This window comes from Enterococcus sp. LJL51, assembly GCF_054871795.1.
Map to the genome: position 1 here is coordinate 1 of NZ_JBTXLW010000002.1, position 25,066 is coordinate 25,066.

At 37.9% G+C, this 25,066-nt stretch carries 21 protein-coding genes and 1 pseudogene; 17 read left to right on the forward strand and 5 right to left on the reverse strand.

The window, feature by feature from the left end; translation table 11 throughout:
• A pseudogene (locus tag ACYSNQ_RS02230) lies at window positions 1-313 on the reverse strand (lysozyme); the annotation flags it as partial.
• A gap of 316 nt (window positions 314-629) precedes the next feature.
• On the opposite strand from ACYSNQ_RS02230, the gene ACYSNQ_RS02235 reads away from it, so the two are divergent.
• Genes ACYSNQ_RS02235 through ACYSNQ_RS02245 form a run of 3 tightly spaced genes read left to right on the forward strand, consistent with a single transcriptional unit; the run spans window position 630 to window position 2,032 of the window.
• Window positions 630-1,187 (forward strand): transposase, encoded by a 558-nt coding sequence (locus tag ACYSNQ_RS02235; protein WP_426081164.1) that lies wholly within the window; start codon window positions 630-632, stop codon window positions 1,185-1,187.
• Window positions 1,157-1,927: an IS3 family transposase gene (locus ACYSNQ_RS02240; protein WP_426081511.1), complete on the forward strand. Its 771-nt coding sequence runs from the start codon at window positions 1,157-1,159 to the stop codon at window positions 1,925-1,927. Before ACYSNQ_RS02235 ends, ACYSNQ_RS02240 begins: the two co-directional genes overlap by 31 nt.
• 39 nt (window positions 1,928-1,966) lie before the next feature.
• Window positions 1,967-2,032, forward strand: a complete 66-nt coding sequence (locus ACYSNQ_RS02245; RefSeq protein WP_426081512.1) for a hypothetical protein — start codon at window positions 1,967-1,969, stop codon at window positions 2,030-2,032.
• 107 nt (window positions 2,033-2,139) lie between these two features.
• Here ACYSNQ_RS02245 and ACYSNQ_RS02250 read toward each other — a convergent pair whose 3' ends face one another.
• From ACYSNQ_RS02250 to ACYSNQ_RS02260, 3 genes are all read right to left on the reverse strand, one after another.
• Entirely contained in the window at window positions 2,140-3,192 is a 1,053-nt protein-coding gene (locus ACYSNQ_RS02250; RefSeq protein ID WP_426081165.1) for an acyltransferase family protein, read from the reverse strand.
• Window positions 3,193-3,335: 143 nt separating this feature from the next.
• Entirely contained in the window at window positions 3,336-4,640 is a 1,305-nt protein-coding gene (locus ACYSNQ_RS02255) for a murein hydrolase activator EnvC family protein (protein ID WP_426081166.1), read from the reverse strand.
• A 280-nt stretch (window positions 4,641-4,920) separates the two neighbouring features.
• Entirely contained in the window at window positions 4,921-5,541 is a 621-nt protein-coding gene (locus tag ACYSNQ_RS02260) for a helix-turn-helix domain-containing protein (protein WP_426081167.1), read from the reverse strand.
• 222 nt (window positions 5,542-5,763) lie between these two features.
• On the opposite strand from ACYSNQ_RS02260, the gene ACYSNQ_RS02265 reads away from it, so the two are divergent.
• From ACYSNQ_RS02265 to ACYSNQ_RS02330, 14 genes are all read left to right on the forward strand, one after another.
• The gene (locus ACYSNQ_RS02265) at window positions 5,764-6,324 is read left to right on the forward strand and encodes a hypothetical protein (protein WP_426081168.1); all 561 of its coding nucleotides are present in this window, start codon (window positions 5,764-5,766) and stop codon (window positions 6,322-6,324) included.
• A 96-nt stretch (window positions 6,325-6,420) separates the two neighbouring features.
• Window positions 6,421-8,514, forward strand: coding sequence for a heavy metal translocating P-type ATPase (locus ACYSNQ_RS02270; RefSeq protein ID WP_426081170.1), 2,094 nt, complete (start codon window positions 6,421-6,423; stop codon window positions 8,512-8,514).
• A 165-nt stretch (window positions 8,515-8,679) separates the two neighbouring features.
• Window positions 8,680-10,155 (forward strand): helix-turn-helix domain-containing protein, encoded by a 1,476-nt coding sequence (locus ACYSNQ_RS02275; protein WP_426081171.1) that lies wholly within the window; start codon window positions 8,680-8,682, stop codon window positions 10,153-10,155.
• Between the two features lie 59 nt (window positions 10,156-10,214).
• The gene (locus ACYSNQ_RS02280; RefSeq protein ID WP_426081172.1) at window positions 10,215-11,126 is read left to right on the forward strand and encodes an aldo/keto reductase; all 912 of its coding nucleotides are present in this window, start codon (window positions 10,215-10,217) and stop codon (window positions 11,124-11,126) included.
• A 20-nt stretch (window positions 11,127-11,146) separates the two neighbouring features.
• Window positions 11,147-11,854, forward strand: coding sequence for a hypothetical protein (locus ACYSNQ_RS02285; RefSeq protein WP_426081173.1), 708 nt, complete (start codon window positions 11,147-11,149; stop codon window positions 11,852-11,854).
• A 593-nt stretch (window positions 11,855-12,447) separates the two neighbouring features.
• Window positions 12,448-15,093: a DNA polymerase I gene (gene polA, locus ACYSNQ_RS02290; RefSeq protein ID WP_426081174.1), complete on the forward strand. Its 2,646-nt coding sequence runs from the start codon at window positions 12,448-12,450 to the stop codon at window positions 15,091-15,093.
• A 102-nt stretch (window positions 15,094-15,195) separates the two neighbouring features.
• A complete protein-coding gene (gene mutM, locus ACYSNQ_RS02295) occupies window positions 15,196-16,035 on the forward strand; it encodes a DNA-formamidopyrimidine glycosylase (protein WP_426081175.1) in 840 nt (279 codons plus the stop codon).
• Window position 16,036: 1 nt separating this feature from the next.
• The gene (coaE, locus tag ACYSNQ_RS02300; protein ID WP_426081176.1) at window positions 16,037-16,633 is read left to right on the forward strand and encodes a dephospho-CoA kinase; all 597 of its coding nucleotides are present in this window, start codon (window positions 16,037-16,039) and stop codon (window positions 16,631-16,633) included.
• Window positions 16,634-16,861: 228 nt separating this feature from the next.
• A complete protein-coding gene (gene nrdR, locus ACYSNQ_RS02305; protein ID WP_426081177.1) occupies window positions 16,862-17,347 on the forward strand; it encodes a transcriptional regulator NrdR in 486 nt (161 codons plus the stop codon).
• A 12-nt stretch (window positions 17,348-17,359) separates the two neighbouring features.
• Complete coding sequence (locus ACYSNQ_RS02310) at window positions 17,360-18,772, forward strand: replication initiation and membrane attachment family protein (protein WP_426081179.1); 1,413 nt, start codon at window positions 17,360-17,362, stop codon at window positions 18,770-18,772.
• A complete protein-coding gene (gene dnaI, locus ACYSNQ_RS02315) occupies window positions 18,772-19,701 on the forward strand; it encodes a primosomal protein DnaI (protein ID WP_426081180.1) in 930 nt (309 codons plus the stop codon). The genes ACYSNQ_RS02310 and dnaI overlap by 1 nt, the downstream gene beginning before the upstream one ends.
• 129 nt (window positions 19,702-19,830) lie before the next feature.
• A complete protein-coding gene (locus tag ACYSNQ_RS02320; protein WP_426081182.1) occupies window positions 19,831-20,304 on the forward strand; it encodes a hypothetical protein in 474 nt (157 codons plus the stop codon).
• A 519-nt stretch (window positions 20,305-20,823) separates the two neighbouring features.
• Window positions 20,824-23,436: an ATP-dependent chaperone ClpB gene (clpB, locus tag ACYSNQ_RS02325; RefSeq protein ID WP_426081183.1), complete on the forward strand. Its 2,613-nt coding sequence runs from the start codon at window positions 20,824-20,826 to the stop codon at window positions 23,434-23,436.
• A gap of 159 nt (window positions 23,437-23,595) precedes the next feature.
• Window positions 23,596-24,516: a TMEM175 family protein gene (locus ACYSNQ_RS02330; protein ID WP_426081184.1), complete on the forward strand. Its 921-nt coding sequence runs from the start codon at window positions 23,596-23,598 to the stop codon at window positions 24,514-24,516.
• A 98-nt stretch (window positions 24,517-24,614) separates the two neighbouring features.
• On the opposite strand, the gene ACYSNQ_RS02335 is transcribed toward ACYSNQ_RS02330, so the two are convergent.
• Entirely contained in the window at window positions 24,615-25,061 is a 447-nt protein-coding gene (locus tag ACYSNQ_RS02335) for a hypothetical protein (RefSeq protein WP_426081185.1), read from the reverse strand.
• Between the last annotated feature and the right edge of the window lie 5 nt (window positions 25,062-25,066).

Genomic DNA, 25,066 nt, shown 5'->3' on the forward strand with positions numbered 1-25,066 from the left:
CCGCCCAGTTAGCTTGCCAACTATCAGATCCGATTTTTACCCAAACGTGTCCATAGCCGCCACCACCATTTCTATTAACTGCAATGTTAAGCGTACCAGAACCGACGTTTGCAATTCCTTCTGAAACATACGTAACTGGGATATCTTTTGCATTTCCACGCGCAGCATATGGATTTGGTGCGCCAACAAATTCAAGAATGTTCTTAATTAAGCTAACACATTGTCCATTTAGTCCGGCATCAGATTTATCAACTGTTATTTGACCGATAAGACTATCAAGAAAACTTTTTACTTTTCCAATTGTTTTTGCCATAAGTTTTCCTTTCTTTACTTTTTTGTAAGATCTTACAACGTTAGTATAGCGAATATAAGTGTTTTCTAACTGTCAACTTACTGTTGCTTGTCTCCCTATGAAAATTGACCAGCTATTGATAAAGCTGCTGACGGCATTAAGGAGTTTGTAGTCAATAATAATGAGTTCTTTCTATTTAGAGAAGAAAAGGAATGACTGTGAAAAATTTATAAGAGCGCATAATTCGTAGATATAAAAATGACTAACAATTAAATGTACCGATGTACCAACCCCAAAAAGTTAGAACTGAAAATCTAACTTTTGGAGGTTTTTTTGTATGGCAAAATATAGTTTTGATTTTAAGTTAAAAGTAGTCCATGAATATCTGGATCAAAAGCGAGGGATAAACTTTCTCGCAAAAAAATATGGGTTTAAAAGTAATAGTCAAATAGGAAGATGGATCAATGCTTATAATGAATTTGGTAAGGAAGGACTACTCCGTAGTCGAAAAAATAGGAATTATTCTGTTCAATTTAAATTAGATGCGATAGAGTTGTATTTAACAACAGAGCTGTCCTATCGAGAAGTAGCCAATCGTCTGGAAATTAACAATCTGCCTTTAATTGCGAGTTGGCTTAGAACCTATCGGAAACAGGGAATAGATGGACTCTCTAATCAGAAAGGACGTCCAACGACAATGCCTAAGAAGAAATCAAAAGAAGTCAAGCTACTCACCGATGAACAATCCAGATTAGATACACTAGAAAAAGAAAACAGAATGTTGAAAATTGAGAATACCTATTTAAAAGAATTGAGGAGGCTACGTTTAGAGGACGAACGAAAAATGAACGAATCGCACGAATCATTCACAGCCTCCGAGGACACTATCAATTAAAAGATATTCTGGAAACCTTAAGGTTTCCCAAAGCTACTTACATGTATTGGCAAAAACGATTAAACAGAAGTAATCCAACAAAAAGGATGGAAGAAGAAATTCAAGCGATTCGTAAGGAGCATCAACATTACGGCTATAGAAGAATGACACAAGAATTGAGACGACTTGGACTTCAAGTAAATAAAAAGAAAGTGCAGCGATTAATTCAAAAGCTACAGTTACAAGTCAATGCTTTCACTAAGAAATCAAGGAAGTATAATTCATATAGAGGAAGTATTGGTAAGATCGCTAGAAACTTGATTCATCGCCGATTCAACACCTCTGTTCCTCACCAAAAAATCACGACAGATACAACTGAATTTAAATATTTTGAAGCAGATAAAACTGGCATTCTTCGCCCCAAAAAACTATATTTAGATCCGTTTATGGATATGTATAACAGTGAAGTTCTAAGCTACAGCCTTTCTACTCAGCCAAATGGTAAAAAAGTTATGGCAGGGCTAGAAGAAGCAATTTTTCAAACAAATGATTGTCTCTATCGTCGCACTTTCCACCCTGATCAAGGTTGGGCTTGTCAAATGAACACCTATGTACAAACCTTAAAGGATAACCGTATCTTTCAAAGTATGTCTCGGAAAGGAACCTGTTTAGACAATTCTCCTATGGAGAATTTCTTCAGTATTCTAAAGCAAGAAATGTATTATGGAAAAGTCTATCAAAGCCAAAATGAGTTAAGATAAGTCGTTCATAAGTATATTTATTATTACAATCATTATAGAATCAAAGAAAAACTTAACTGGAAAAGCCCAGTAGAGTTTCGACAGTTCAATCAAAAAATGGCATAAAAAATAGAGTGGAAAAATCCACTCTATAAAAAGTCTAACTTTTGGGGGTCACTACAACATCAAAAAGTATAGAGCCTTCATTTCACTGATGTTTTAGGTATAGAATGTTATTTTCTAACTAGGTCTGCTTTTTTTGTAAAGACACCCAATTTTCTTAGAAGCAGCAGTAGATAATTAGTAGATAGTAATCTAGGTGCTAGTTTACTGTTTAGAACGGTAAGGATGAAGGAACCAATTAGTAATAAAGTAAATTTAAGCGGCCAACTTGGCAACCAATTTCTAAAAAATATTCTTAGTATAAATTCAATGATAAGATGCCAATAATACAAATCTAGAGAATGAGTTGAAAACCATTTGACAATGTCATTTTGTCTAAAGATTGCTGTAAATTTAGATGTTAGTAAAAATAATAATAAAAAAGAACATAATAGACCATAAGATAAATAATAAACATTTGGCGGGTACTTAAACTTATTTACCCATTCAAAGTTCTGATAAAAAGCTGAAATTAAAAATATAACAACATACAGTTCAAAAACCCAAAACAATTGTTCTCTTCTTAATTTGACTGCAAGCATCCCGAAAGCGGCGACAATCAGATAACCAAAAGGAATAACTATAAAGTTATGATAATGTGGACTAATACTCTCAGGGAAAAATTGTTGAAAGCGGATAACACTTTGCTGAAAGAGTAGTAGGAAAGTCAACAAGGTCAACTGTATGCTTAGATACTTTACTTTAGACAAAATAATGTAACTAATGGGAAAGAACAGTGAAATAACAATAAAAACACGAAATATCCAAACAAAGCCAAAACCTGATTCAAGTTGAAATGATGATATCATTGTTTCAACAGAGAAAGGATAAGTTATTCTTGTAATAAAAGTAGAAACAAAGAAAAATAGGTAGAAAATTACCAAGAAATTCCAAGTAGGAATTAGAAGACGTGATAAGCGTTTTATTACATAAGATCCATACTTATCCACTCCTTTTTCTCGACTATATGAGTAAGACATGCCCATTACAAAAACCATTAATGAGACGTCAAAAGTACGAAGGTTCCCCAAAAGTGTAGGAGGAGATGAATGTCCCAGAAGAATAAGTATAATTGCTAAAAATCGAAGCACATCAATTCGAGTATCACGTGTTGCTTTATTCAAATTTTAAACCCTCTTTTTCATTTATTTTAAATCCCCAAAATAACATTACTATATTTTGAGCAGTTTAGCAATGTTACAAATACAGTTAAAAAATGAAAAAACGGAAACCTATTATCGATAGATTTCCGTCAAAGTACTAAATTTTAGATGCCTAGAAGTGGTCCTGGATTAACAAAACCTGACCAGATTCCAGTAGCAATTGCAAAATGTAGATGGACACCAGTAGAATTACCAGTTGTTCCCATAAAACCAACCTGTTGTCCAAGTGTAACAGTCTGTCCTTGGCTTACTGTATAGCTGCTTAGGTGAGCGTAGTAAGAATAATAACTATCTCCATGGTTGACAATCACATAGTTTCCAGACATACCGTCATATCCGGCAACTTCAACTGTTCCAGATTTAACTGCCATAATCACTGTGCTTGAGCTTCCGCCAAAATCGATGCCATCATGGAAATTTCCGGAAATACCTGTAGGATCTTCACGATAGCCATAGCCGCTGGTAACTATTACGCTACTTACCGGCAGTCCCCAGCCGCTATTTGAAGCAGGAGGTGTAGAAGTGTCCTCTGTATCTGTCGGCAGTGACGTATCAGGCACAGAAGGAGTAGCTTCTGCTTCAGCAGTAGGAGCTTGCTGATTTTCCTCAGACTTGGCAGCAGCTTCTGCTTCGGCTGCTGCTTGAGCGGCCTGCTGTTCTTTTGCCTGTTTTTCAGCCAATGCTTGAGCTTCCGCCATTTTTTGTTTGCGCTCTTCAAGTGCTTTTAATTCTGCTTGTTTTTGCTTTTCAGCTTCTTCTTTTTGCTTTTCAAACTGCTCTTTTTCAGCAGTTTCTTTGGCTAAGCTTGCAGCTATTTCATTTAATTTAATATTTTGGTCCAGTTTAGCTTGCGCTAACCCTTCTTCTTTTTCAGATAGCTCAGCAGTTTTAGCTTCAAGCGCGGCTGCTTTTTCAACCAGCGTATCTTTTTTACTGTTTAAATTTTCTTTGTCTTGCTTTTGTGCTTGAATAATATCATTATTTGCACTAACAATTGTATTTACAGCTAAGACTTTGGAAATTGCATCAGAAATAGAAGTAGCATTCAGCATTACAGAAAGAATAGACGTATCCTGTCCGGTTTGTGTTGCCCGCGCCTGTGCATCCAGCTGGTCATTTCTTTTAGCAATCTTAGTTTCAAGATTAGTAATCTCGGTATTTAATGTATTGATTTCCTGTTCAGTGCTTTGTTTTTCTGCTAGAACAGCATTATATTCTTCTTCTAATGCAGTAATCTCAGCATCCAGCGTTGCCAGATATTCATTTGCTTCCTTTTGAGTGGTTACTATTTCGCTGATTTTCTGATTTTTTGCTTCAATCTGATCATCAATTGTTTCTGCTAATGCCGCAACTGGTGCAGTGCCTAGTAATAGGGCAAAGGAAAGGGTCAAAATAATCTTTTTCTTCAAGTTATAGTCCTCACTTTTTTCGATATATGCTAAATAATAGCTTTGCTTTAATTGATATAACTAATGAAATCATTAAAAGCAATTAAGTAAAACTCCTTTATCAGTATACCCTAAATTAGAAAAAAATAGTTGTGATTTACTGTTTTTTAATAATAACGCAAACTGAAGACATAATTGTAACATAAAAAGCGGTTAAGATAATCAGTGTATGGAGCTGGAATGAAAAGCAATCTTACTCTGGTCTTTGAACGGGTGGAAACGATGCTTCTCAATTATGCTTCTAATTCTCATCTGTTTGTTTTTCAGAATAGATTTTCAAAAAAGATAAGAACTCTGCTTCTTCTTCGATTAACAGTTCTGCTGCTGTCTGAAGCAGTTGAAATTTAGTTTCATCTTTAGCTAGTTGATTAATTACAGGCAAGAGCCGTATACGGTAGCTAGGGTCCTTTTCAATAAAGTAGTCTGTTGCTTCTTCTCCAATTAATGCAAAGACTTCAGTATTTTTTTTTTCGTAAACATAATCAAATGCCGTCGGAAATAGGTTCTTTGCTGTTGCGAGTATGTCTAAATCTTCTTCATAAGAGATGCTTTTCTGTTGAAGTGTGGTAATTAATTTATGCAGCTGATCGTCAGAAAGCTTGATTGAAGGGTTAATATCTACTAATAGGCTTAGGACATACTCGGTGAAGGTGCCGTATTTAATCCAGGAAACAGTCGTATTTCCTAGAATAGCTATTTTTTCTAAACGTTCTCTTTTAGGAAGATTATTTCCTTTTTCCCAGTTATTGACTGTACTTGCACTGGAATTCCCTACTAATTTTGCAAAAGCTGCCATTGAATAGCGATGCTTTTTTCGTATACTTTTGATTCTTTCACCTGCAGCAAACAGATTTGTTGTCAAATGATTTCCTCCTTATATAGGGTTCTTTATTTAATATACCACAATTATTCTCATTTTTCATTTTGGTGTTCATGAACTTCATATTGAATAGTTTAGTTTACTATGATATAATTTTTTTACCGAAATATATTCAATTGTTTGTGTGTATCCTTACTCATCGTGAGAAGTGCAAGTACTTTTAGAAGTGGAATTACCGAAATATATGCAAATTAGGAGGGAAGCATGAAAAAAATGAAATTGATGAAAAAAAGAAATGAGCAGAAAATCTCCCGGTTTTTAAATGAACTATCCCATAATCATTCTATAAATGAATATGAAGCGGCAATTTTTGATACATATTCTAATGAATATGAACGAATGGTTAGTCTGATTTTTAGTGCTCATATATTATATAAAGGCTTCGATTACGCATGCTGTTTATATAAGAAAACCGCTAAGGAAGAATATCAAAAAATCTATCAGATAGTTAATAGAAAAGTTGATAACGAAGCACTAAAAAAAGATATTTTAGAGAGCTTAGTTAAAAAATATAACAGACTTCTAAAAAATGCACCTTCTCAAGCTAAAAAAAATTACGGATTTGAAATTTTTTATGGAGTAACTGGAGGTTTTAGAAAAAAATATAAGTACAATAGAAGAAGAATTGAACAGATGTATCAGGAAATTGAGTCAGCACCAGCAAGTTTGGCTGACGGTATTTTTTCATCTTTTTTTAGTAAAATCTGCAGATTTTCTATGTATCAAAAGAAACGATTTTCAGGTTTTTTAAAGTTTCACAGCTAAAGAAGTCAATTCATTTCATTGAAGATTAATCCTATGCTATGCTGTAATTGAGTGAGAGAAATCTTTCAGATTAAATGAGCAAGGGGTTGACTTACTATGGATAACAAACATAATCATATAAAAACAGAGCATACGGTGTCTTCTGAAACAATGAATCACGCTATGATGAATCATGAAGGGCATGAACATCACGAACATGGGCATGAAATGAGTGGGATGGATCATTCAATGCATATGGGAAACTTCAAGCAGAAATTTTGGCTGTCTCTGATTTTGGCAATACCGATCATTTTTATTTCTCCGATGATGGGGATTGATTTGCCTTTTCAGTTTACTTTCTCTGGGTCAGACTGGCTGGTACTCGTTTTAGCATCAATTTTATTCTTTTATGGCGGACAACCCTTTTTAAGCGGGGCCAAAATGGAGCTAAAAGCAAAAGCACCGGCAATGATGACGCTGATTGCTATGGGGATTTCTGTTTCCTATTTTTATAGTGTGTACGCTTTTATCATGAATCATCTTTTTCCAGATAAACATGTCATGGACTTTTTCTGGGAGCTGGCAACACTGATTGTTATCATGCTTTTGGGTCACTGGATTGAAATGAATGCTATCTCAAATGCCGGAGACGCGTTGGATAAAATGGCGGCGTTGCTCCCTGATACTGTAAAACGGCTTCAGGATGATGGGACAGAAGAAATAGTATCGTTAAAAGAAGTTGGCAAAGGCGATAGATTGATGATCCGTTCCGGAGATAAGATTCCTGCAGATGGTCGGATTTTGTCGGGAGCAAGTTCAGTAGACGAATCGATGGTTACAGGTGAAGCAAAATTGGTGACAAAAAATACCGGAGATACGGTCATTGGCGGCGCCATTAATGGAAGTGGAACAATAGAAATTGAAGTTACCGGAACAGGAGAATCTGGTTATCTATCAAAAGTTATGCAGCTGGTACAACAGGCTCGTTCTGAAAAATCAAAGCTTGAATCGATTTCAGATAAGGTAGCCCGCTGGCTCTTTTATATTGCTTTAATTGTTGGACTGTCTGCATTTCTCATCTGGCTTTTGGTAACTGGTGATTTAAGTCAGGCATTTGAGCGAATGGTCACGGTATTTATCATTGCCTGTCCTCATGCATTAGGACTGGCAATTCCTTTAGTAATAGCCAGATCAACAACTATTGCAGCCAAACATGGATTGCTAATAAAAAATAGAAATGCCTTGGAACAAGCTAATGATTTGCAATATGTCTTTTTGGATAAAACCGGTACCCTGACTGAAGGAAAGTTTACTGTAACAGGAATAAGCCTATTGAATCAAAAATACTCTGAAGAAGAAGCATTGAAATATATAGGTGCATTGGAAGCTGATGCTAACCATCCGTTGGCAGCCGGTATTATGAATTATTTGAAGCAGAAGACGATTATCCCTTATCAGGCAAAGGATTTAAAGAACCTTTCAGGTGTTGGAGTGACTGGAACAATTGATGGTCTTTCTGTAAAAGTAGTGAATGAAAAGGAAGTAGAACGTTTATCTCTATCCATTAAACAGTCAGAGAAGGAAGCTTATTTGAAGCAGGGAAATACAATAAGCTATCTACTGATTGATGACCAGCCGGCAGCGCTGATTGCTTTAGGTGATGTAGTTAAGCCTCAAGCTAAGGCATTCATTCAGGCGCTTAAAAAACTGGCTATCACTCCTGTAATGCTTACTGGTGATAACAAGGTTTCTGCTGCTGCTATCGCAACATATCTAGAAATAGATGATTTCTATAGTGAACTGCTTCCAGAAGAAAAAGAAAAAAAGGTTAAGGAATATCTGGATAAAGGGAATAAAACAATGATGGTAGGTGACGGAATTAATGATGCACCTTCTCTAGCTAGAGCAACTATCGGTGTCGCTATTGGTGCAGGAACAGATGTCGCTGTTGATTCGGCAGATGTTGTTTTGACCGACAGTGATCCGTTTGATATTATTCGTTTTATTGACCTAGCTAAACAAACTCGAAGAAAAATGATACAAAATCTTTGGTGGGGAGCAGGATATAATATCATTGCTATTCCTTTGGCAGCCGGCATTCTTGCACCAATCGGTTTTATATTGAATCCAGCTGTAGGAGCAATTCTTATGTCTCTGAGTACGGTGATTGTGGCTTCAAATGCGATGACACTAAGGATAAAAGGCGAGTAATAGAAAAGCTTACTACAAAATTTTGTTTTTCTGTGTTTAATTCAGAAATAGTCTGGGGCAGCTTCCCAGGCTATTTTTTGCTATAAACAGGTAAAAATAAAAATGAAAACAGGAAAAAGAGGTAGTTTATAAATGAACTGTTGATAAAAAAATGTGAGGGGTTATATGGAAGTAATTGACATCTTAGACTTTGAAACAAAGAAAATAATAGAGATTCTAGGGATTCTTCAAAATGCTACAGAAGATATTTTGCTAAAATCGTTAGCGGAGAAATTAGCTGTTCATGTAAAAACTGTTCGAAAATACCTTTATAAGCTGCAGGGTGCCCTAAAGGATTCTACGTACCAGAAAGAATTAGTTCTTACTCTGACGGAAAAGGATAGCGTGCGTTTACGGAACAGCAATTCCCTATATTTGGAGAGGTTCCGTATGCTTTATATTTATTCAACCCCCGAAGTTTATATTCTAGAGAAAGTAGTCACAGCTTCCCCCATCTCAATTGTGGATTTGACCAATCATTTTTCTGAAAGTGAAGCAAAAATGAGAAAGAGAATTACCAAAATCAGGGAATGGCTGAAGCCTTATTATTTAGGACTGCGGCACAATACATTGGAACTGACAGGAACAGAGCTCCAAATTCGTGAGTTTATAGCTAAATTTCGCTGGCAGATTTTTCAAGGATTTGATAGCTGGACTAATGGGCATTTGTCAGGAAAAGCAACAACTCTTTGTGATGGGCTTATTGGGGTTCTTCAGATGAGGGTTAATCATATTCAAAAGCAACAGCTGATGTTGATAATCTGCATCCAGCTGCACAGAATAGAACAGAAAAAAAGCATTGCTCTGAAATCCGAAATGGAAAGCTTTTGTTTAGACAGTGAGCTATACAAATATTTCATAAATGAAATAAGAAAAAAAAGAGCAGCCGTTCTTTCTTCAGAAGAATATATGTATCTATTTCTGACTGTGCTTGCAAAATATGCAGCAACCTTTAGTCGAAGGATAGGGGATAAAAGCATTTCTGATTATTATAAAAGTAAATCCAGAGTTCAAATATGTTCTTATCTTGGAGCGAAGATGCTAAAGCAGGTATTCTGGGAAAAAGAAATTATTTTTACGAAAAAAATTTACATAGCCATGCTTAGTTTTCATCTGTATCATGAGTTATGGGAAGGGTTCTATTATGAAAAAACGTCAGCGTTACATGCTATGACGTTAATTTATCCAGTTTGCTTTTTACGATTGAATCAGGGGATTAGCCAGCTTCAAAAAATCTCAAAATCGTTTAAGGCAATTCATAAAGAAGAGTTACTATTTCGTTATTTCCAAATCTTTACCAGACTTTGTTCTCCTGTTTCGCTGGAAAAAAGAAAAAATATCTATCTGGCTTTAGAGTGGCCGATAGAACAGAAAGGAGAGCTTAAAACTAAGATTCTTTCTTTTTTTAGACAAAGGAAAAATATTAAAATTATTGAAGCCGGCGCGCAAACGGAATACAATAATGCTGATATTATCCTGACCACTGCCCTCCACCCAATTTTTACAAATGAAAATATAACTTGCCCAGTTCTCTTTATTACGAATATGGACGATCATATCCTCTTTTTTCAGTTAGAATCACTTTTAGAGGATAAAAAATAAAACCCTTTCACACAAGTGTGATAAAATAGGAATGAGTTAAACGATTAGGAGGAATTTTGATGAAACAAATTCAATTTGGTACCAGTGATTTAACCGCAGCAGCAGTGATTTTAGGATGTATGCGCATGAACGGCGCGGAAAAGCCGCAAGAAATCATAGAGACAGCTGTTGATCAGGGAATTAACTTCTTTGACCATGCAGATATTTATGGCGCTGGAGAATGTGAAACAATTTTTGGTCAAGCGTTAAAAAACAGCAGTATATCCAGAGATGATATTATTGTTCAAACGAAATGCGGCATTCGTAAAGGAATGTTTGATTTTTCTAAAGAACACATCATTGATTCTGTTGAAGGAAGCTTGAAGCGTTTAGGTCTTGACTATGTTGACGCACTGTTGCTTCATCGGCCAGATACATTGGTGGAACCGGAAGAAGTGGCTGCTGCATTCGATCAACTTGAAAAGCAAGGAAAAGTGAAATATTTTGGCGTAAGTAATCAAAAGCCAATGCAGATTGAATTGCTTAAAAAGACTGTGACTCAGCCGCTGCTGGCTAACCAGCTTCAGTTTGGCATTAAGCACACTGAAATGGTGGATCAGGGGATTCATGTAAATATGACAGATGAAGGAAGCTTCGATCATGACGGCAGTATTTTGGATTATTCACGATTGAATCAAATGACAATTCAGGCTTGGTCTCCTTACCAATATGGATTCTTTGAAGGAGTGTTCATTGGCAATGATAAATTCCCTGAATTAAATGCTAAGATGGAAGAGCTGGCAGAAAAATACGGCACTACGCCAACCGGTTTGGCAACTGCTTGGATTTTAAGACACCCTGCTGAAATGCAGGTGATTGCTGGTACAATGAATATCGGAAGAATCAAGGAGATTGCTGCCGCTTCAGAAATAGTTCTCAGCCGGGAAGACTGGTATGCTATTTATTTAGCAGCAGGCAACATCTTACCATAGTGTGAACGGGGAAAAATAGCATGAAATCATCGCAGAAGGAATTAGCGAGTAGAGGCTATCTGCCAGAGGATAGCTCCATTCAGAAGCTTTCCAAAGAAGAGGCAGTTAACCAGTTAGATGCAGCAGACCCTGTGAAGCGGTCAGCCGCCGCACGTTTGATTGGGCATTCGTTTATTCTGGAAGCAGGAGCAGCTAAAGCTCTACTAGAGCGTCTGCTAATCGAAAAAAAGCTCTATTCCCGTATGGAAATTTGCTCTGCTTTAGGCAAGGGCAATGCCCAAACTGTCGAGCAAATGATACCTTATATTGGTAAGCTTGGAAAAAATCAGCATCAAACTATTGCTGACGCCAAAAGTTCTAAAAAAAAGAATTATCCATTGGCAAGGGATATTATTGCCCGTACATTAGCTAATATGGGAGAATTTACTGTGGCTGTGCTTTTTGAACTGTTAAAAGAACCTGAAGCTATTAGAGAAGGACTAGACGCTTTAGGCTATCAAATCTTTTATTCCTCTAGGCTTCAGACATTGGAAAATTTCGAAAAAGGTAAAGCATATTATGAAAGATATTCCGCTGATTTGCTGTTGGTCTGGAAATTTGTCACTTTCTGTTCGGCATTTCCACCAGCCTATACTCATGATGTTTTAGCCGAGATTGAGGTATCGTTTTCTGAAAAAGTCATTCAGGAAGAACTTGTTAGAACGCGAAAATTAAGCAAAATTCACTAAGTGTTCATTGTTGTTCTTGTAAGTTTTACAATTTAGAAAACAATCAGTCATAAATAATTCAAAAATGCACAGTACAATAAGTACAAATAGAAAATTAAATTAATTTCATTTGTGTGAATTTATGTGTGTGAACTCCTATAAGACCGAAACAGCTCTCCTAAGTTGTTTCGGTCTTTTCTTTACCTTCTTACTGCAAATTCTGTAGATATTTGTTAGAATATAACAGAACTATGTTTCTGGTAAAAGTAGAAAAAATGCATATTTTATTGAGATTGAGACAAAAGAGCTAAGCTTTGGGTTGTCAGTTAAGTGATTTAGAAAATACGGGTTGCGTTGAGTAATCGGAGTCCCATCTATCCAGATATAGAAGCTGTTAGTGAAATGATTGGTGTGGCCCTTATTTTACCGAATTTTCCTGAACATTTATTTCTATAATAAAGCAGTGGCTAACCAGACGGATTATTCGAAAAGAGTCAAGAGACACAGCAAGAAAACCTAGTAGCTGTTGCTCAATACTTACCCAGCTTATAGGTGATTCATTTTTAGCGTAAATCCATAGAGTAGAAGAAAACCAAGAAAAGGGAGAAAATTCAATGACAAAAAATAAACTTTTATTAGTAGATGGCAACAGTGTAGCTTTTCGGGCTTTCTTTGCTCTTCACAATTCATTAGAACGCTTCAAAAATAAGAACGGGCTGCATACGAATGCAATTTATGCTTTTAATACAATGTTTGAAAATGTTATGGCAAAGGAAAACCCTACTCATGTGCTTGTAGCTTTTGATGCTGGAAAAACAACGTTCAGAACGGAGTTCTATGCAGAATACAAAGCTGGGCGTTCTAAAACACCAGGCGAGTTTAAAGAACAAATGCCGTACATTCGAGAGCTGTTGACGGGACTTGGTGTCCAGTACTATGAACTGGATAACTATGAAGCAGATGATATCATCGGAACTTTAGCTAATAAGGTATCTAAAGAAGAATTTGATGTAGTTGTTCTTTCTGGCGATCGGGATTTAACTCAGCTGGCAACGGATTCAGTAAAAGTTGATATCACAGTTAAGGGTGTAAGCGATTTGGAGACCTATACACCTGAATATGTGGCAGAAAAATACGATGGACTTAGGCCATTACAGATTATTGATATGAAAGGTCTAGCGGGGGATACATCCGATAATATTCCAGGCGTAACTAAAATTGGTGAGAAGACAGCGATTAAACTGCTGAAGGAATATGGCTCTGTTGAAGGGATTTATGAGCATATTGATGAACTGAAGCAAAGTAAAATGAAAGAAAATCTGATAAATGATAAAGAGCAGGCGTTTATGTCTAAGCGTTTGGCAACAATTGAAGTCAATGCGCCTGTTGATATTGATATTGACAGCTTGAAGTATGAAGGAAAGGATTTGGACAAGCTTGTTCCTTTCTACAAGGAGATGGAATTTAAACAGTTTCTCAGCAAGCTTAACATTGAAGAAGAGCATCAGGAAATGGAGGATGTCCTGTTTCAAGTAGTGGATTCCTTCACTGAAGAAATGTTTACTGACGACATGGCTCTGTACGTGGAAATGATGGAGGATAACTACCATACGTCTCCAATTGTTGGCGTCGCATGGGGCACAAAAGAAAAAATTTATGTTACTAGCGATTTGGCGCTTTTCGAAAATCCGTATTTCACTAAATGGCTGCTGTCTGATGTATATAAGAAAAAAGTTTATGATATGAAACGCACCTACGTTGCATTAAACAGGTATTCGGGAAAGATGCAGGGAGTAACTTTTGATGTTCTTTTAGCCGCATACTTGCTGGATACAAACGACAGCAATGCGGATATTGAAGGTGTAGCTCAGCATTACGGTTATACTGAAATCCGTTCAGATGAAGCTGTCTATGGAAAAGGAGCAAAAAAAGGGCTGCCGGAAGATGAAGAAGTGTTTTACAGTCATTTAGCCCGAAAAATCAAAGCCATTCATTTTCTAACGAATTCGCTGGATAAAGAACTGACAGAAAAGAATCAGGTGGATCTCTTTTATAAAATGGAATTGCCGTTGTCTCAAATTCTTGGAGATATGGAAATTACTGGTATTCGAGTAGATGCTCAGCGATTAAAGGAAATGCGAATTGAGTTTTCTGAACGGCTGTCAGGTATTGAGCAGAAAATTTATGAAGAAGCGGGCGAAGAATTTAATCTGAACTCACCAAAACAACTGGGCGTTATCTTGTTTGAGAAAATGGGACTGCCAGTAATTAAAAAGACGAAGACAGGCTACTCAACGGCAGTAGATGTACTGGAACAGCTGAAGGAGCAAGCGCCGATTGTCGAAGATATCTTAACCTATCGTCAAATTGCCAAGATTCAGTCAACCTATGTGGAGGGATTACTGAAAGTTATTCAGCCAGATGAAAAAATCCATACCCGCTATGTTCAGACCTTAACTCAAACGGGCCGGTTGAGTTCGGTCGATCCTAACCTGCAGAATATTCCAATTCGTTTAGATGAGGGACGGAAAATTCGCCAAGCATTTGTTCCGAGAAAAGCAGACTGGCTGATTTTTTCTTCGGATTATTCTCAAATTGAACTCCGCGTTCTGGCTCATATCTCAGACGATGAGCATTTGAAGCAGGCCTTTATTGACGGTCAAGATATTCATGCAAGTACTGCAATGCGGGTGTTTGGTCTTGAAAAGCCGGAAGATGTCACGCCAAATATGCGCCGTCAGGCCAAAGCAGTAAACTTTGGAATTGTTTATGGGATTAGTGATTATGGTCTTTCGCAAAATTTAGGAATTACCCGCAAACAGGCACAACAGTATATCGACACATACTTTGAAAAATATCCAGGTGTTAAAAAATACATGGAAGAAATCGTCCGTGAAGCAAAAGATAAAGGCTATGTAGAAACGCTTTATCACCGCAGACGCTACTTAAACGATATTAATTCCCGCAACTTTAATCTACGCTCTTTTGCTGAACGTACAGCTATTAATACGCCTATTCAAGGCAGCGCAGCAGATATTTTGAAGATTGCCATGATTAATATGGCTGAACGTCTGAAAAAAGAAAAAGTACAGGCGACGATGCTTCTACAAGTACATGATGAGCTTGTCTTTGAAGCCCCTGAACAAGAACTTGAGCAGTTGAAAACAATTGTTAAAGAAGAGATGGAGCAGGCCGTAAAACTCCATGTTCCGTTGATTACTGACAGCAGCTGGGGAAAAACCTGGTATGAAGCAAAATAATCTAAGGAATAATCGAAGAGGCGGCTAAGCAGCGCCTCTTTATTTAAATGAAGTGAGTAAACAGTTTTGACAATGAAAATTGAACTGATTGGAGGGACGAATATGCCGGAATTGCCAGAGGTTGAAACAGTTCGTAAAGGACTGGAGAAATTGGTAGTAGGAAAAACAATCGAAGACGTACAGGTATTATGGGGACGAATTATCGAACAGCCGGAAAAGGAGCTATTTGAGCTTTCGCTTAAAAACCAAACCATCAAAGCAGTTGAACGCCGGGGGAAGTTTCTAATCTTTAAACTAACTGATTTTGATATGATTTCCCACTTAAGAATGGAAGGGAAATACGAATTTCATGAATCAGCGGCTGATACTCTCATCAAGCATACCCATGTTCGCTTTTTGTTTACGGATGGCTCCGAACTACGGTATCTGGACGTTAGAAAATTTGGCAGGATGGTTCTTGTTGATAAAGAGCAGGCAAGTCAATACAAAGGGATACTGGCTTTAGGTCCGGAGCCTTTGCCGGAAGTGTTTCATTTGAAGGACTTTCGTAGGGGGCTAAAAAAGCATCATAAAGCAATAAAACCGTTATTGTTAGATCAGAAGCTAGTGACGGGCTTGGGAAACATCTATGTAGATGAAGCACTATGGGAAGCAAAGATTCACCCTGAGCAACCGGCAGACAGTCTTAAAAATAAGGAGACAGAAGCACTGTACGCTGCAATTATTGATGTTTTGGCAAGGGCTGTTGAAGCTGGGGGGACAACGATTCGAAGCTATTTAAATGCCTTAGGCGAGGCTGGGAAATTTCAGATATCTCTTCATGCATATGGGCAAACTGGAGAGCCTTGTCTACGCTGCGGCACTCCGATTCAAAAAATCAAAGTTGCTCAACGCGGTACTCATTTTTGTCCCACATGCCAAAAGCTGAAAGGAATGAAGTAGCATGAGCTTAATTTTGGGTCTGACCGGCGGAATCGCAACAGGTAAAACGACCGCCGTGAAAGTGTTTAAAAGAAATGGTTTCCCTGTTGTGGATTCTGATCAGATTGCCCGGCAGGTTGTTGAGCCTGAAACCCCAGGACTTAAAGCAGTGACAGCCGTTTTTGGCGAAGAAATATTAAACGAAGACGGCACGTTGAACCGCAAAAAGCTGGGGCGTTTGATTTTTTCAAATGATAAAAAACGAGCGTTGCTGGATGATACCCTAGCCCCCTTTTTACAAGAGCAGATTAGTCAAGCGATTAAAGCTGCTGCTGAGACAAGTCAACTGGTGATTGCGGATATTCCTTTGCTTTATGAGAAGAACTATGAAGATTCAGTGGATAGGATTGCAGTTGTTTATATCCCTGAACAACTACAGGTTACGCGATTAGCAGCGAGAGATGCTATCTCAGAAGTAGAAGCATGCCAGCGCATGAACAGCCAACTGCCTATTGAGGAAAAGAAAAAGAGAGCGGATATCGTTTTTGACAATCAGGGAACCGTTGAAAAATTGGAAAGACAGATTCTGAATTGGCTAAAAGATGAGCGGCTAATTTAAAAGATGACTAAAGAGAGATTGAGGGAGCTGCTAAACTGTAGTTCTCTTATTTATTTGTTTGAATTAAATAGGCGTAAAGCTTGTTTTTTATTTAATAATTGTAGTTTCAAACAACATAGCGGTGCAGTATCATGTTAAAATGTTGGTACGCGATGAAGGGTTTTTATTCTCACCACATTTCGTGTTATAATATAACTACTAACTTAAATGAAAATTGAGGTGATCACTATGCGTTGTCCTAGATGCCATCATAATAATTCTCGGGTAATTGACAGTCGTCAGGCTGATGACGGGAGAGCTATCCGTAGACGAAGAGAATGTGAAAACTGTCATAACCGATTTACAACGTTTGAACGAATTGAAGCTGCTCCGTTACTTGTTATTAAGAAAAACGGTGATCGTGAAGAATTCAATAGAGATAAAATTTTAAGAGGACTTATCCGTTCAGCGGAAAAGCGTCCTGTTGCGATGGAACAAATGGTAAAAATTGTTGATAATGTTGAGAATAGAGTGCGTGAACTAGGTGAAAATGAAGTTTCAACTACATTAATTGGTGAGTTCGTAATGGAGGATCTGGTTATGCTGGATGAGATTGCCTATATTCGCTTTGCTAGTGTTTATCGTCAGTTTAAAGATATGAGTGTCTTTTTGAAGGAGCTCCAGGAAATTGTTGATAAAGCACAATCAGAAAAAAATGATACGGAGAATGAATAAGGAGGTCTTTCCGTGAAAAATAACAGGAAAGAAATCCAACCGAAAGATATCTTTAGTGTGCTGGTTAGTCAGCCGTTGTCGGATCAGGAAAAAGAAATCCTACTATTTTTATACCAGCCGATTGTTGGAGCCAATGCATTTAGCTTGTATTTGACACTTTTGGGAGAAGTTTCTGCTGCTGGATTAAGTGAAATAAGTTTTCACCGGGAGCTGATTATGCAGCTGGATCTTGGCAGCAGGCAGCTGGAAGAAGCTCGAGCGAAGCTGGAAGGAATCGGCTTACTCGATACATTTGTGAAAACAGATAGTGAGCTGGGAATCACCTATGTATATCGGTTAAATCATCCTGAGAGTATAGAACGTTTTTTTAAAGATGAAATTTTGACCTTAACCTTACTTAATCGGGTAGGAAAAAAGAAATTTGAACAGTTGTTTGAACGCTTTCAGCCAAAGTATACAGCTTTAGCGGGTTATGAAAACATTTCTTCCACTTATAGAGAGGTATACTCTTTTAAGGAAGAACAGCTAGTTTCAGAACATAAGCTGCTTCACGCTTTAAAGCAATCCTTTGAAGATCCTGTATCGGGTCGGCCGTTGACTGCGGTGAACCAGCAGCAGTTTGACTGGGCATTTTTTGTCAGTCAGGTGGAGCGTTTTGGAATAAAAATTCCGCAGAATTCTCAGCAAGTTAAAGAAGCAGTCTATACATTGAATAGCTTGTATGGTCCTGATGAGCTGGAACTCGCTGAATTTGCTAAAGAAACATTTGACTACCATACGAGTGAAATTGACACCAAAGCATTGAAAGCAGCAGTTCATAAGCACTATGAGGAGCAGCGTAAACAAGCTGAACCTCAGGTGCGAAGAAATGAGCAGGCCGCTTTAACAGAAGAGGAGCAACGGACGTATCGGTTTAACTCACTAAAAAAAGATGGCTTTTCAGATGACGATATACGGACGATTATTGATAGTGAAACCATTCCACCGTTAAAATATCTAGCTGCAGTAAAAGAGCAGCTGGGCGGTTTTGAAATTGCACAGGAAAAATATATCATTGAATATCTGATTAAGAGATCGGGCTTGCCTAATAGCGTGATTAATATTTTAATTTCTTATGTGTTAATCATTCAAAAACAAGCCACGCTAAAAGCGGAGTATGCTTATACAATTGCTAACGACTGGGCAAAAAAAGAAATTTTTTCTCCGGAAAAAGCAATGGAGTATTTAAAAAATAAGCAAACTGAAAATCAGAATAAACGAAAAAAACGCGAATATACTAGCGGCTACCGGCAAAATCCTGTCCGAAAGGAAGAACTGCCTGATTGGGTAGACAATCCTGTTCCAGAGGAAAAGTTATCTAAAGAAGCACAGGAAAAACTAGATAGAGAAATGGAAGAATTCTTAAGGAGAAGAGGTGAACGATAGTGGAAGATGTAGGAAAAGAAATGTCAAAAATCATCCGGCAAAGACAACTGAATGAACGATTCAATGAGCTGGTTCACTCGGTGATGGAAGATCCGGATGTCAAACAATTTATTAGTGACCATCGGGATCAGCTAACAGATGAGGACATTCAAAAAAGCTATTCGAAGCTCTATGAGTTTGTTCAGGAAAAGAAGAAGTTTCAATTGAACGATCCCAATATGATAGCTCCGGGCTATGAGCCAAAATTAACTCTGAACTTCCATTACATCGATGTCACATATATCCCAACAGAATTGCTTTTGGCCAAGCAGAAGGAAGAGGAAGTCCGCAGACGGGTTAGTGCAATGACCATGCCGAAGGATATACGGAATGCGACGTTTGCAAAATTTGACCGGTCATCAAGCGGACGCTTTGAAGCCCTAAGCGAAGCAACAAAGTTTATTGATGCCTATGTCAATAATCCTAAGGAATTTCATCGGGGATTGTATCTGCAAGGGACATTTGGTGTGGGAAAATCATATCTTTTGGGAGCTATTGCTAATGATTTAGCGAAAGATGGTTTTTTAACAACAATCATTCATTTTCCTACATTTACGGTAGAGATGAAGCAGGCAATCGCAAAGGATTTGGTGGGTGAAAAACTGAACGCAGTTAAGAAAGCCCCAATTCTGATGATTGATGATATCGGTGCAGAATCGATGACCAGCTGGATTAGAGATGATGTTCTAAGTGTAATACTTCAATACCGTATGCAGGAACAGCTAGTTACCTTCTTTTCTTCAAACCTTGACATGAAAGGGCTGGAAAGCCATCTTACAATTTCTCAAAGAGGTGAGCAAGAACCGCTGAAGGCGAAGCGGCTGATGGAGCGGATACGTTATTTGGCAAAAGAAATTACGCTGAGCGGACAAGACCGAAGAAACGGTTAACTCAGCTGACAGAACAAACGGCAGACTGTATAAACTCATTTATTTTCTCAAAATTTTACCAATGAGGATGTATAGTCTGTTTGCTTACTTTCAAATAACATGTATGAGTATGTATGGAGGAATTTTTGGATGAAAAAAATAAAATTGATTGCATGTATAGTGGGTACCGTATTACTTTTAGCTGCGTGTGGTACTGGCAGTGATAAATCAAAAGAAAGCAGTGAGGCTAACATGTCTGATCACTCAACAAATGATAAGACTGCAGAGCAATCTGATGAAACAAGCGCATCATCAAATATACAAGGAACACAATCTGTTTTTACAGGAGTGCTGACCACGGGTGCTGCTGAAACAGACGGTACTGTCCGTATTACCTTAACATCTGTTGAAGCAGTAGAAGACCCTGAAACGATTTTACCAATGATGGAATCAGATGGCGTTATTTTAAATGCTGGAGAAAATCAGCTGGCACAAGGGCTGACTTTGAATGAACTGCAGGAAGGGGATAAAATCCGTTTCACCTTAACAGGACTGCCAATTATGACTATGTCGATTCCACCGCAAATTCCGGGGAACTCGATTAAACAAATCGAAAAAGTATAGTGCATGTTTGGAACGAGCTCTTACAGCTTGAGAAACTAGCAGATGCTAAGATACCTTTCAGGGGATTTAGGTAATAAGAAAAATGCTTTTCAAATAACAGGAAATACAAATGCTTTTCATTCGAGGCTGTTAGATTTCTGTTTTAACCTTCTTTGGAATATGTTTTGAAATAAAGAGTGAATGAAATACACCTCCTAAGTTAGACCAGAAAATCTAACTTAGGGGGTTTTTAGTGTCTAAATGGGGACGGCTGATTAACTTGGGTTATTGTAGTATGTAGTTCGTTCTAAGGGCTGATTTTTTTATGTAAAAACTCTGGTAAGATTCTAGTGGAAGTGACTAACTAAAGAGTATGAAAAAAAGTCAGTAAAAATCACTGTTTTTAGTTTGACCTTTACTGACCAATTAGCTATAATTTAACTATAAGCATTCGTTATCTTTGTCTTTTAGTTATGGGAGATTCATAATAGAAGCGAGGATATATAAATAGATTATTACTGTTATAGGAGGAAAGAATTAATGAAAATAGAAAAAATGACTACGACATTGCAAGAAGCCGTTGCTGAAGCTCAACAAATTGCGGTAACACGTCGTCACCAGGAAATAGATATTGCTCACTTATGGAAAATCTTATTGCAGCCAAACCATTTTGGACGTAACTTTTATACAGATGCAGGACTGGATGTTGCTGGATTTGAGCATGAAGTTGATCGAGCTTTGGATGAGTATCCAGTTGTTCAAGGCGGTAATGTCCAGTATGGGCAAACAATGAGCCAAAATTTATTCAGTCTTTTAAATGAAGCAGATCAACTGCGGATTAGCTTTCAAGATGAGTTTTTATCAACTGAAATTGTGGTGCTTGCATTGATGAAGCTGAAAAATTATCGGTTGACTAAATACTTGGTAAGTCAAGGAATTACAGAAAAGGAATTGAGAAAAAATATCGAAGATATGCGGGGTGGAGATCGAGTGACCTCTCAAAGTCAGGAAGAACAATACAAAGCGCTGGAAAAATATGGGGTTGATTTAGTTCAACAGGTGAAAAGCGGAAAGCAGGACCCTATCATCGGACGAGATGAAGAAATTCGGGACGTTATTCGAATTCTTTCGAGAAAAACAAAAAATAATCCAGTGTTAATCGGTGAACCGGGTGTTGGTAAGACAGCGATTATCGAAGGATTAGCTCAGCGGATTGTACGCAAGGATGTACCGGAAAATCTAAAGGATAAAACAATTTTTTCTTTAGATATGGGTGCCTTAATTGCTGGGGCAAAATTCCGTGGAGAATTTGAAGAACGGCTAAAGGCAGTGCTAAAAGAAGTCAATAAAAGCGATGGTCGAATTATCCTTTTCATTGATGAAATTCATAATATAGTAGGTGCTGGTAAAACAGAAGGCAGCATGGACGCCGGCAATCTGTTGAAACCAATGCTAGCTCGGGGTGAGCTACATCTGATTGGTGCAACCACACTAGATGAATACCGTCAGTACATGGAAAAGGATAAAGCATTGGAACGTCGTTTCCAGAAAGTATTGGTAAAAGAACCTACTGTTGAAGACACTATCAGTATTCTACGGGGGCTGAAGGAACGATTTGAAATCCACCATAGCGTAAATATTCATGATAACGCACTTGTTGCAGCTGCAACTTTGTCTGACCGCTATATCACTGACCGTTTTCTGCCGGACAAAGCCATTGATTTAGTTGATGAAGCGAGTGCGACGATTCGCGTTGAAATGAACTCAATGCCTACCGAACTGGATCAGGTAACACGCCGTCTGATGCAGCTGGAAATTGAAGAGGCAGCTTTAAAGAAGGAATCAGATGATGCCAGCAGGAAGCGTCTAACACATCTTCAAGAAGAACTGGCTGAACTGAGAGAAGAAGCGAACAATATGAAGCTGCAATGGGAAACAGAAAAAGATGAAGTAAATGCGGTTAGTAATAAAAGAGCTGAAATTGACAAAGCAAAGCATGAGTTGGAGGATGCAGAAAATAATTATGATTTAGAACGTGCTGCAGTTCTACGTCATGGGACAATTCCAGAGCTTGAAAAAGAATTGAAAGACTTGGAAGCAAAAAATCTGGATAATCATGTAAAAATGGTGCAGGAATCAGTTACTGAAAATGAAATTGCCCAAGTTGTCGGACGATTGACTGGCATCCCGGTAACCAAGCTGGTTGAAGGGGAACGGGAAAAACTGATGAAGCTGAATGAAACTCTTCATAAACGGGTAATCGGGCAGCATGAAGCAGTTGATGCTGTGAGCGACGCGGTGATTCGCTCAAGAGCAGGTCTACAGGATCCTAATCGTCCATTAGGTTCGTTCCTGTTTCTAGGACCGACTGGTGTGGGTAAGACAGAACTTGCCAAAGCATTGGCAGAAAATCTGTTTGATTCTGAAGATCATATGGTACGGATTGATATGAGTGAATATATGGAGAAACATAGTGTTTCTCGTCTAGTAGGTGCTCCTCCAGGATATGTAGGCTATGAAGAAGGGGGACAACTGACTGAATCAGTCCGCAGAAACCCTTACACCATTGTATTACTGGATGAAATAGAAAAGGCTCACCCAGATGTGTTTAATATCTTGCTTCAGGCTTTAGATGACGGGCGTTTAACTGATTCTAAAGGTCGAGTAGTAGACTTTAAAAATACTGTAATGATTATGACCAGCAATATAGGCTCACAGCTGCTGCTGGAAGGAGTGACTGCAGAAGGCGAAATCCCGGAAGCGGTTGAAGAACAGGTCAGAGGAATTTTGAGAGGTCATTTCAAACCAGAATTTCTCAATAGAATTGATGATACGATTCTGTTTACTCCACTAAGCTTAGCAGATGTGAAGGGCATTATTACCAAACTGACGGCGCAGCTGTCTGCTCGTTTAGAGCATCAGGAAATAGAATTAGTTATTTCTGAAGATGCTAAGGACTGGATTGCTCAGCAGGCGTATGACCCAGCGTATGGCGCTAGACCGCTGAAGCGTTTCTTAACAAAAGAAGTGGAAACACCGTTGGCAAAAGAAATTGTATCTGGTCGTGTGCTTCCTAAGACAAGAGTAACTATTACGCTGCTGGATGGTCAATTGGTATTTGAAAATGAACAACTGGAAGCCGTTCAAGCGTAAGAACTAACAAACAATCTATAAATAACTGGTTAAACAGCAGATAATTTGATTTATCCACTGGTTTAGGTCTATAGTAAATAAGAGCTGACAGGGGCTGCGTCGCAGCCCCTGTTGTTTTGATTTACTAATTAGATTGGACCTGAAATGAGGAGAAAAATGATGGAAAAGATGAAAGAACGCATTATTGCATTTGGTGATGCAATCATAGCAATTATTATTACGATTATTGTATTAGAGCTGCCAATAAAGCTTTCTTCAAGTGGTGAATTAGATTCTTATATTCTTTTTCGTTCCATTGGAATTTATTTTATTAGTTTTTGTTTTGTAGGAGATCTTTGGTATCAGGGAGCACAAAAGTTTTCTAAAACTGGAAAAATAAAAAATAAAGATTTTGTTGTATATATGTTCTTTTTATTCGCGTTATCTTTGATACCAACGTTTACCAGATTACTGATTGAAGACACCAATCAGCAAGTTGTTTTTTTATACGGTGTTTTAAGCTTTTTCGTGACACTGTTATGGTCTATTTTGCTTCATTCTTTGGGGGAACAAATCGAGGAAAAGGACCGCCTGCCGAAATATTTTCGCCAAAGAGAGGACAAGCGTCAATTGATGATGCTGGCTTTCCGCTTGATTATTCTAATTTTTGCCTACTTCTTTCCAAAGTTCGGTTTGGTCACGTATCTAGTATTGCCAATCCTTGGATTTTTACAGAATATTGTTGATCGTGAGGAAGATACCTATGTGTCGCAGATGAATACCGAACAAAAAAATTATTATGTTCAAGATTTAAGAAGAGAAAAGGGAGGCAACGTTCGACAATATATGAATTTGCTCCGTTCTTCTCTAAATGATGGTTCCCAAGAGAGTGAAAAGAAGCAGCAGTGGTGGCTGAATTTTAATCAGCAATGGAAAAAATCATTAAATGATCAGATTGAAGAAGCAGAAAAAAATCTAAGAAAAGCATCCAGTGAACCTGAGCGCCGCCAATATGAACGAGAACAGCAGCGTTTACTGATGGAGAAACAAAAGATAGAAAAAATTATGGAAAGAACGAGTGAACGATTAAAAAGACAATAACAAAGAGGTCTAACTGAACGAGTAATGCTCAGTTAGACCTCCTTGTTTAAATGAACGAGTAAAATATACACATTAGTATATATAAGTAATCGTGCTACTTAGCTTATTTCTGATAGGTATTGTGCAGCTTCATCCAATGTCAGTCTGCGAATTTGAGTGTCCGGAAAAACCTGATAAATTGCCTGTTGGTAAACTGGAGAGTATGAAGTACTTTTTTTCGATTTATTTTTTATCAAATAGCTTTCCAAAGCGGCTTTTGTTGGGAAAATTTTATAGGATAATCTTCCGCTGACATCTGCTAGCTGATAGATGCCACAGTTTGTTTTTTCACTAACGTCAGCAGTTCGTAAGTAGAGTAATGCCGTTTCCTGTTTTTGGAAAGGAAAATGCCAACGCTGAAGGTGTCTGCGAGGATCTTTTTCAATGCAGATGCAGCGACCGCACGTTCCACAAATATATTGTGTATGGGTTTCTAGACATTCTTTGGCTCCACGAATAGGGGTAATCCTATTGTTTGAGCTATAGCACTCTTTGCATATACTCATTATTT

Coding starts and splice junctions, on each gene's coding strand:
- ACYSNQ_RS02320 (WP_426081182.1), top strand. CDS start 19,831: ATGAAAAAAATAAAATTGATTGCATGTATAGTGGGTACCGTATTACTT.
- nrdR (WP_426081177.1), top strand. CDS start 16,862: ATGCGTTGTCCTAGATGCCATCATAATAATTCTCGGGTAATTGACAGT.
- clpB (WP_426081183.1), top strand. CDS start 20,824: ATGAAAATAGAAAAAATGACTACGACATTGCAAGAAGCCGTTGCTGAA.
- ACYSNQ_RS02280 (WP_426081172.1), top strand. CDS start 10,215: ATGAAACAAATTCAATTTGGTACCAGTGATTTAACCGCAGCAGCAGTG.
- ACYSNQ_RS02270 (WP_426081170.1), top strand. CDS start 6,421: ATGGATAACAAACATAATCATATAAAAACAGAGCATACGGTGTCTTCT.
- polA (WP_426081174.1), top strand. CDS start 12,448: ATGACAAAAAATAAACTTTTATTAGTAGATGGCAACAGTGTAGCTTTT.
- ACYSNQ_RS02285 (WP_426081173.1), top strand. CDS start 11,147: ATGAAATCATCGCAGAAGGAATTAGCGAGTAGAGGCTATCTGCCAGAG.
- coaE (WP_426081176.1), top strand. CDS start 16,037: ATGAGCTTAATTTTGGGTCTGACCGGCGGAATCGCAACAGGTAAAACG.
- ACYSNQ_RS02235 (WP_426081164.1), top strand. CDS start 630: ATGGCAAAATATAGTTTTGATTTTAAGTTAAAAGTAGTCCATGAATAT.
- mutM (WP_426081175.1), top strand. CDS start 15,196: ATGCCGGAATTGCCAGAGGTTGAAACAGTTCGTAAAGGACTGGAGAAA.
- ACYSNQ_RS02275 (WP_426081171.1), top strand. CDS start 8,680: ATGGAAGTAATTGACATCTTAGACTTTGAAACAAAGAAAATAATAGAG.
- ACYSNQ_RS02335 (WP_426081185.1), bottom strand. CDS start 25,061: ATGAGTATATGCAAAGAGTGCTATAGCTCAAACAATAGGATTACCCCT.
- ACYSNQ_RS02265 (WP_426081168.1), top strand. CDS start 5,764: ATGAAAAAAATGAAATTGATGAAAAAAAGAAATGAGCAGAAAATCTCC.
- ACYSNQ_RS02330 (WP_426081184.1), top strand. CDS start 23,596: ATGGAAAAGATGAAAGAACGCATTATTGCATTTGGTGATGCAATCATA.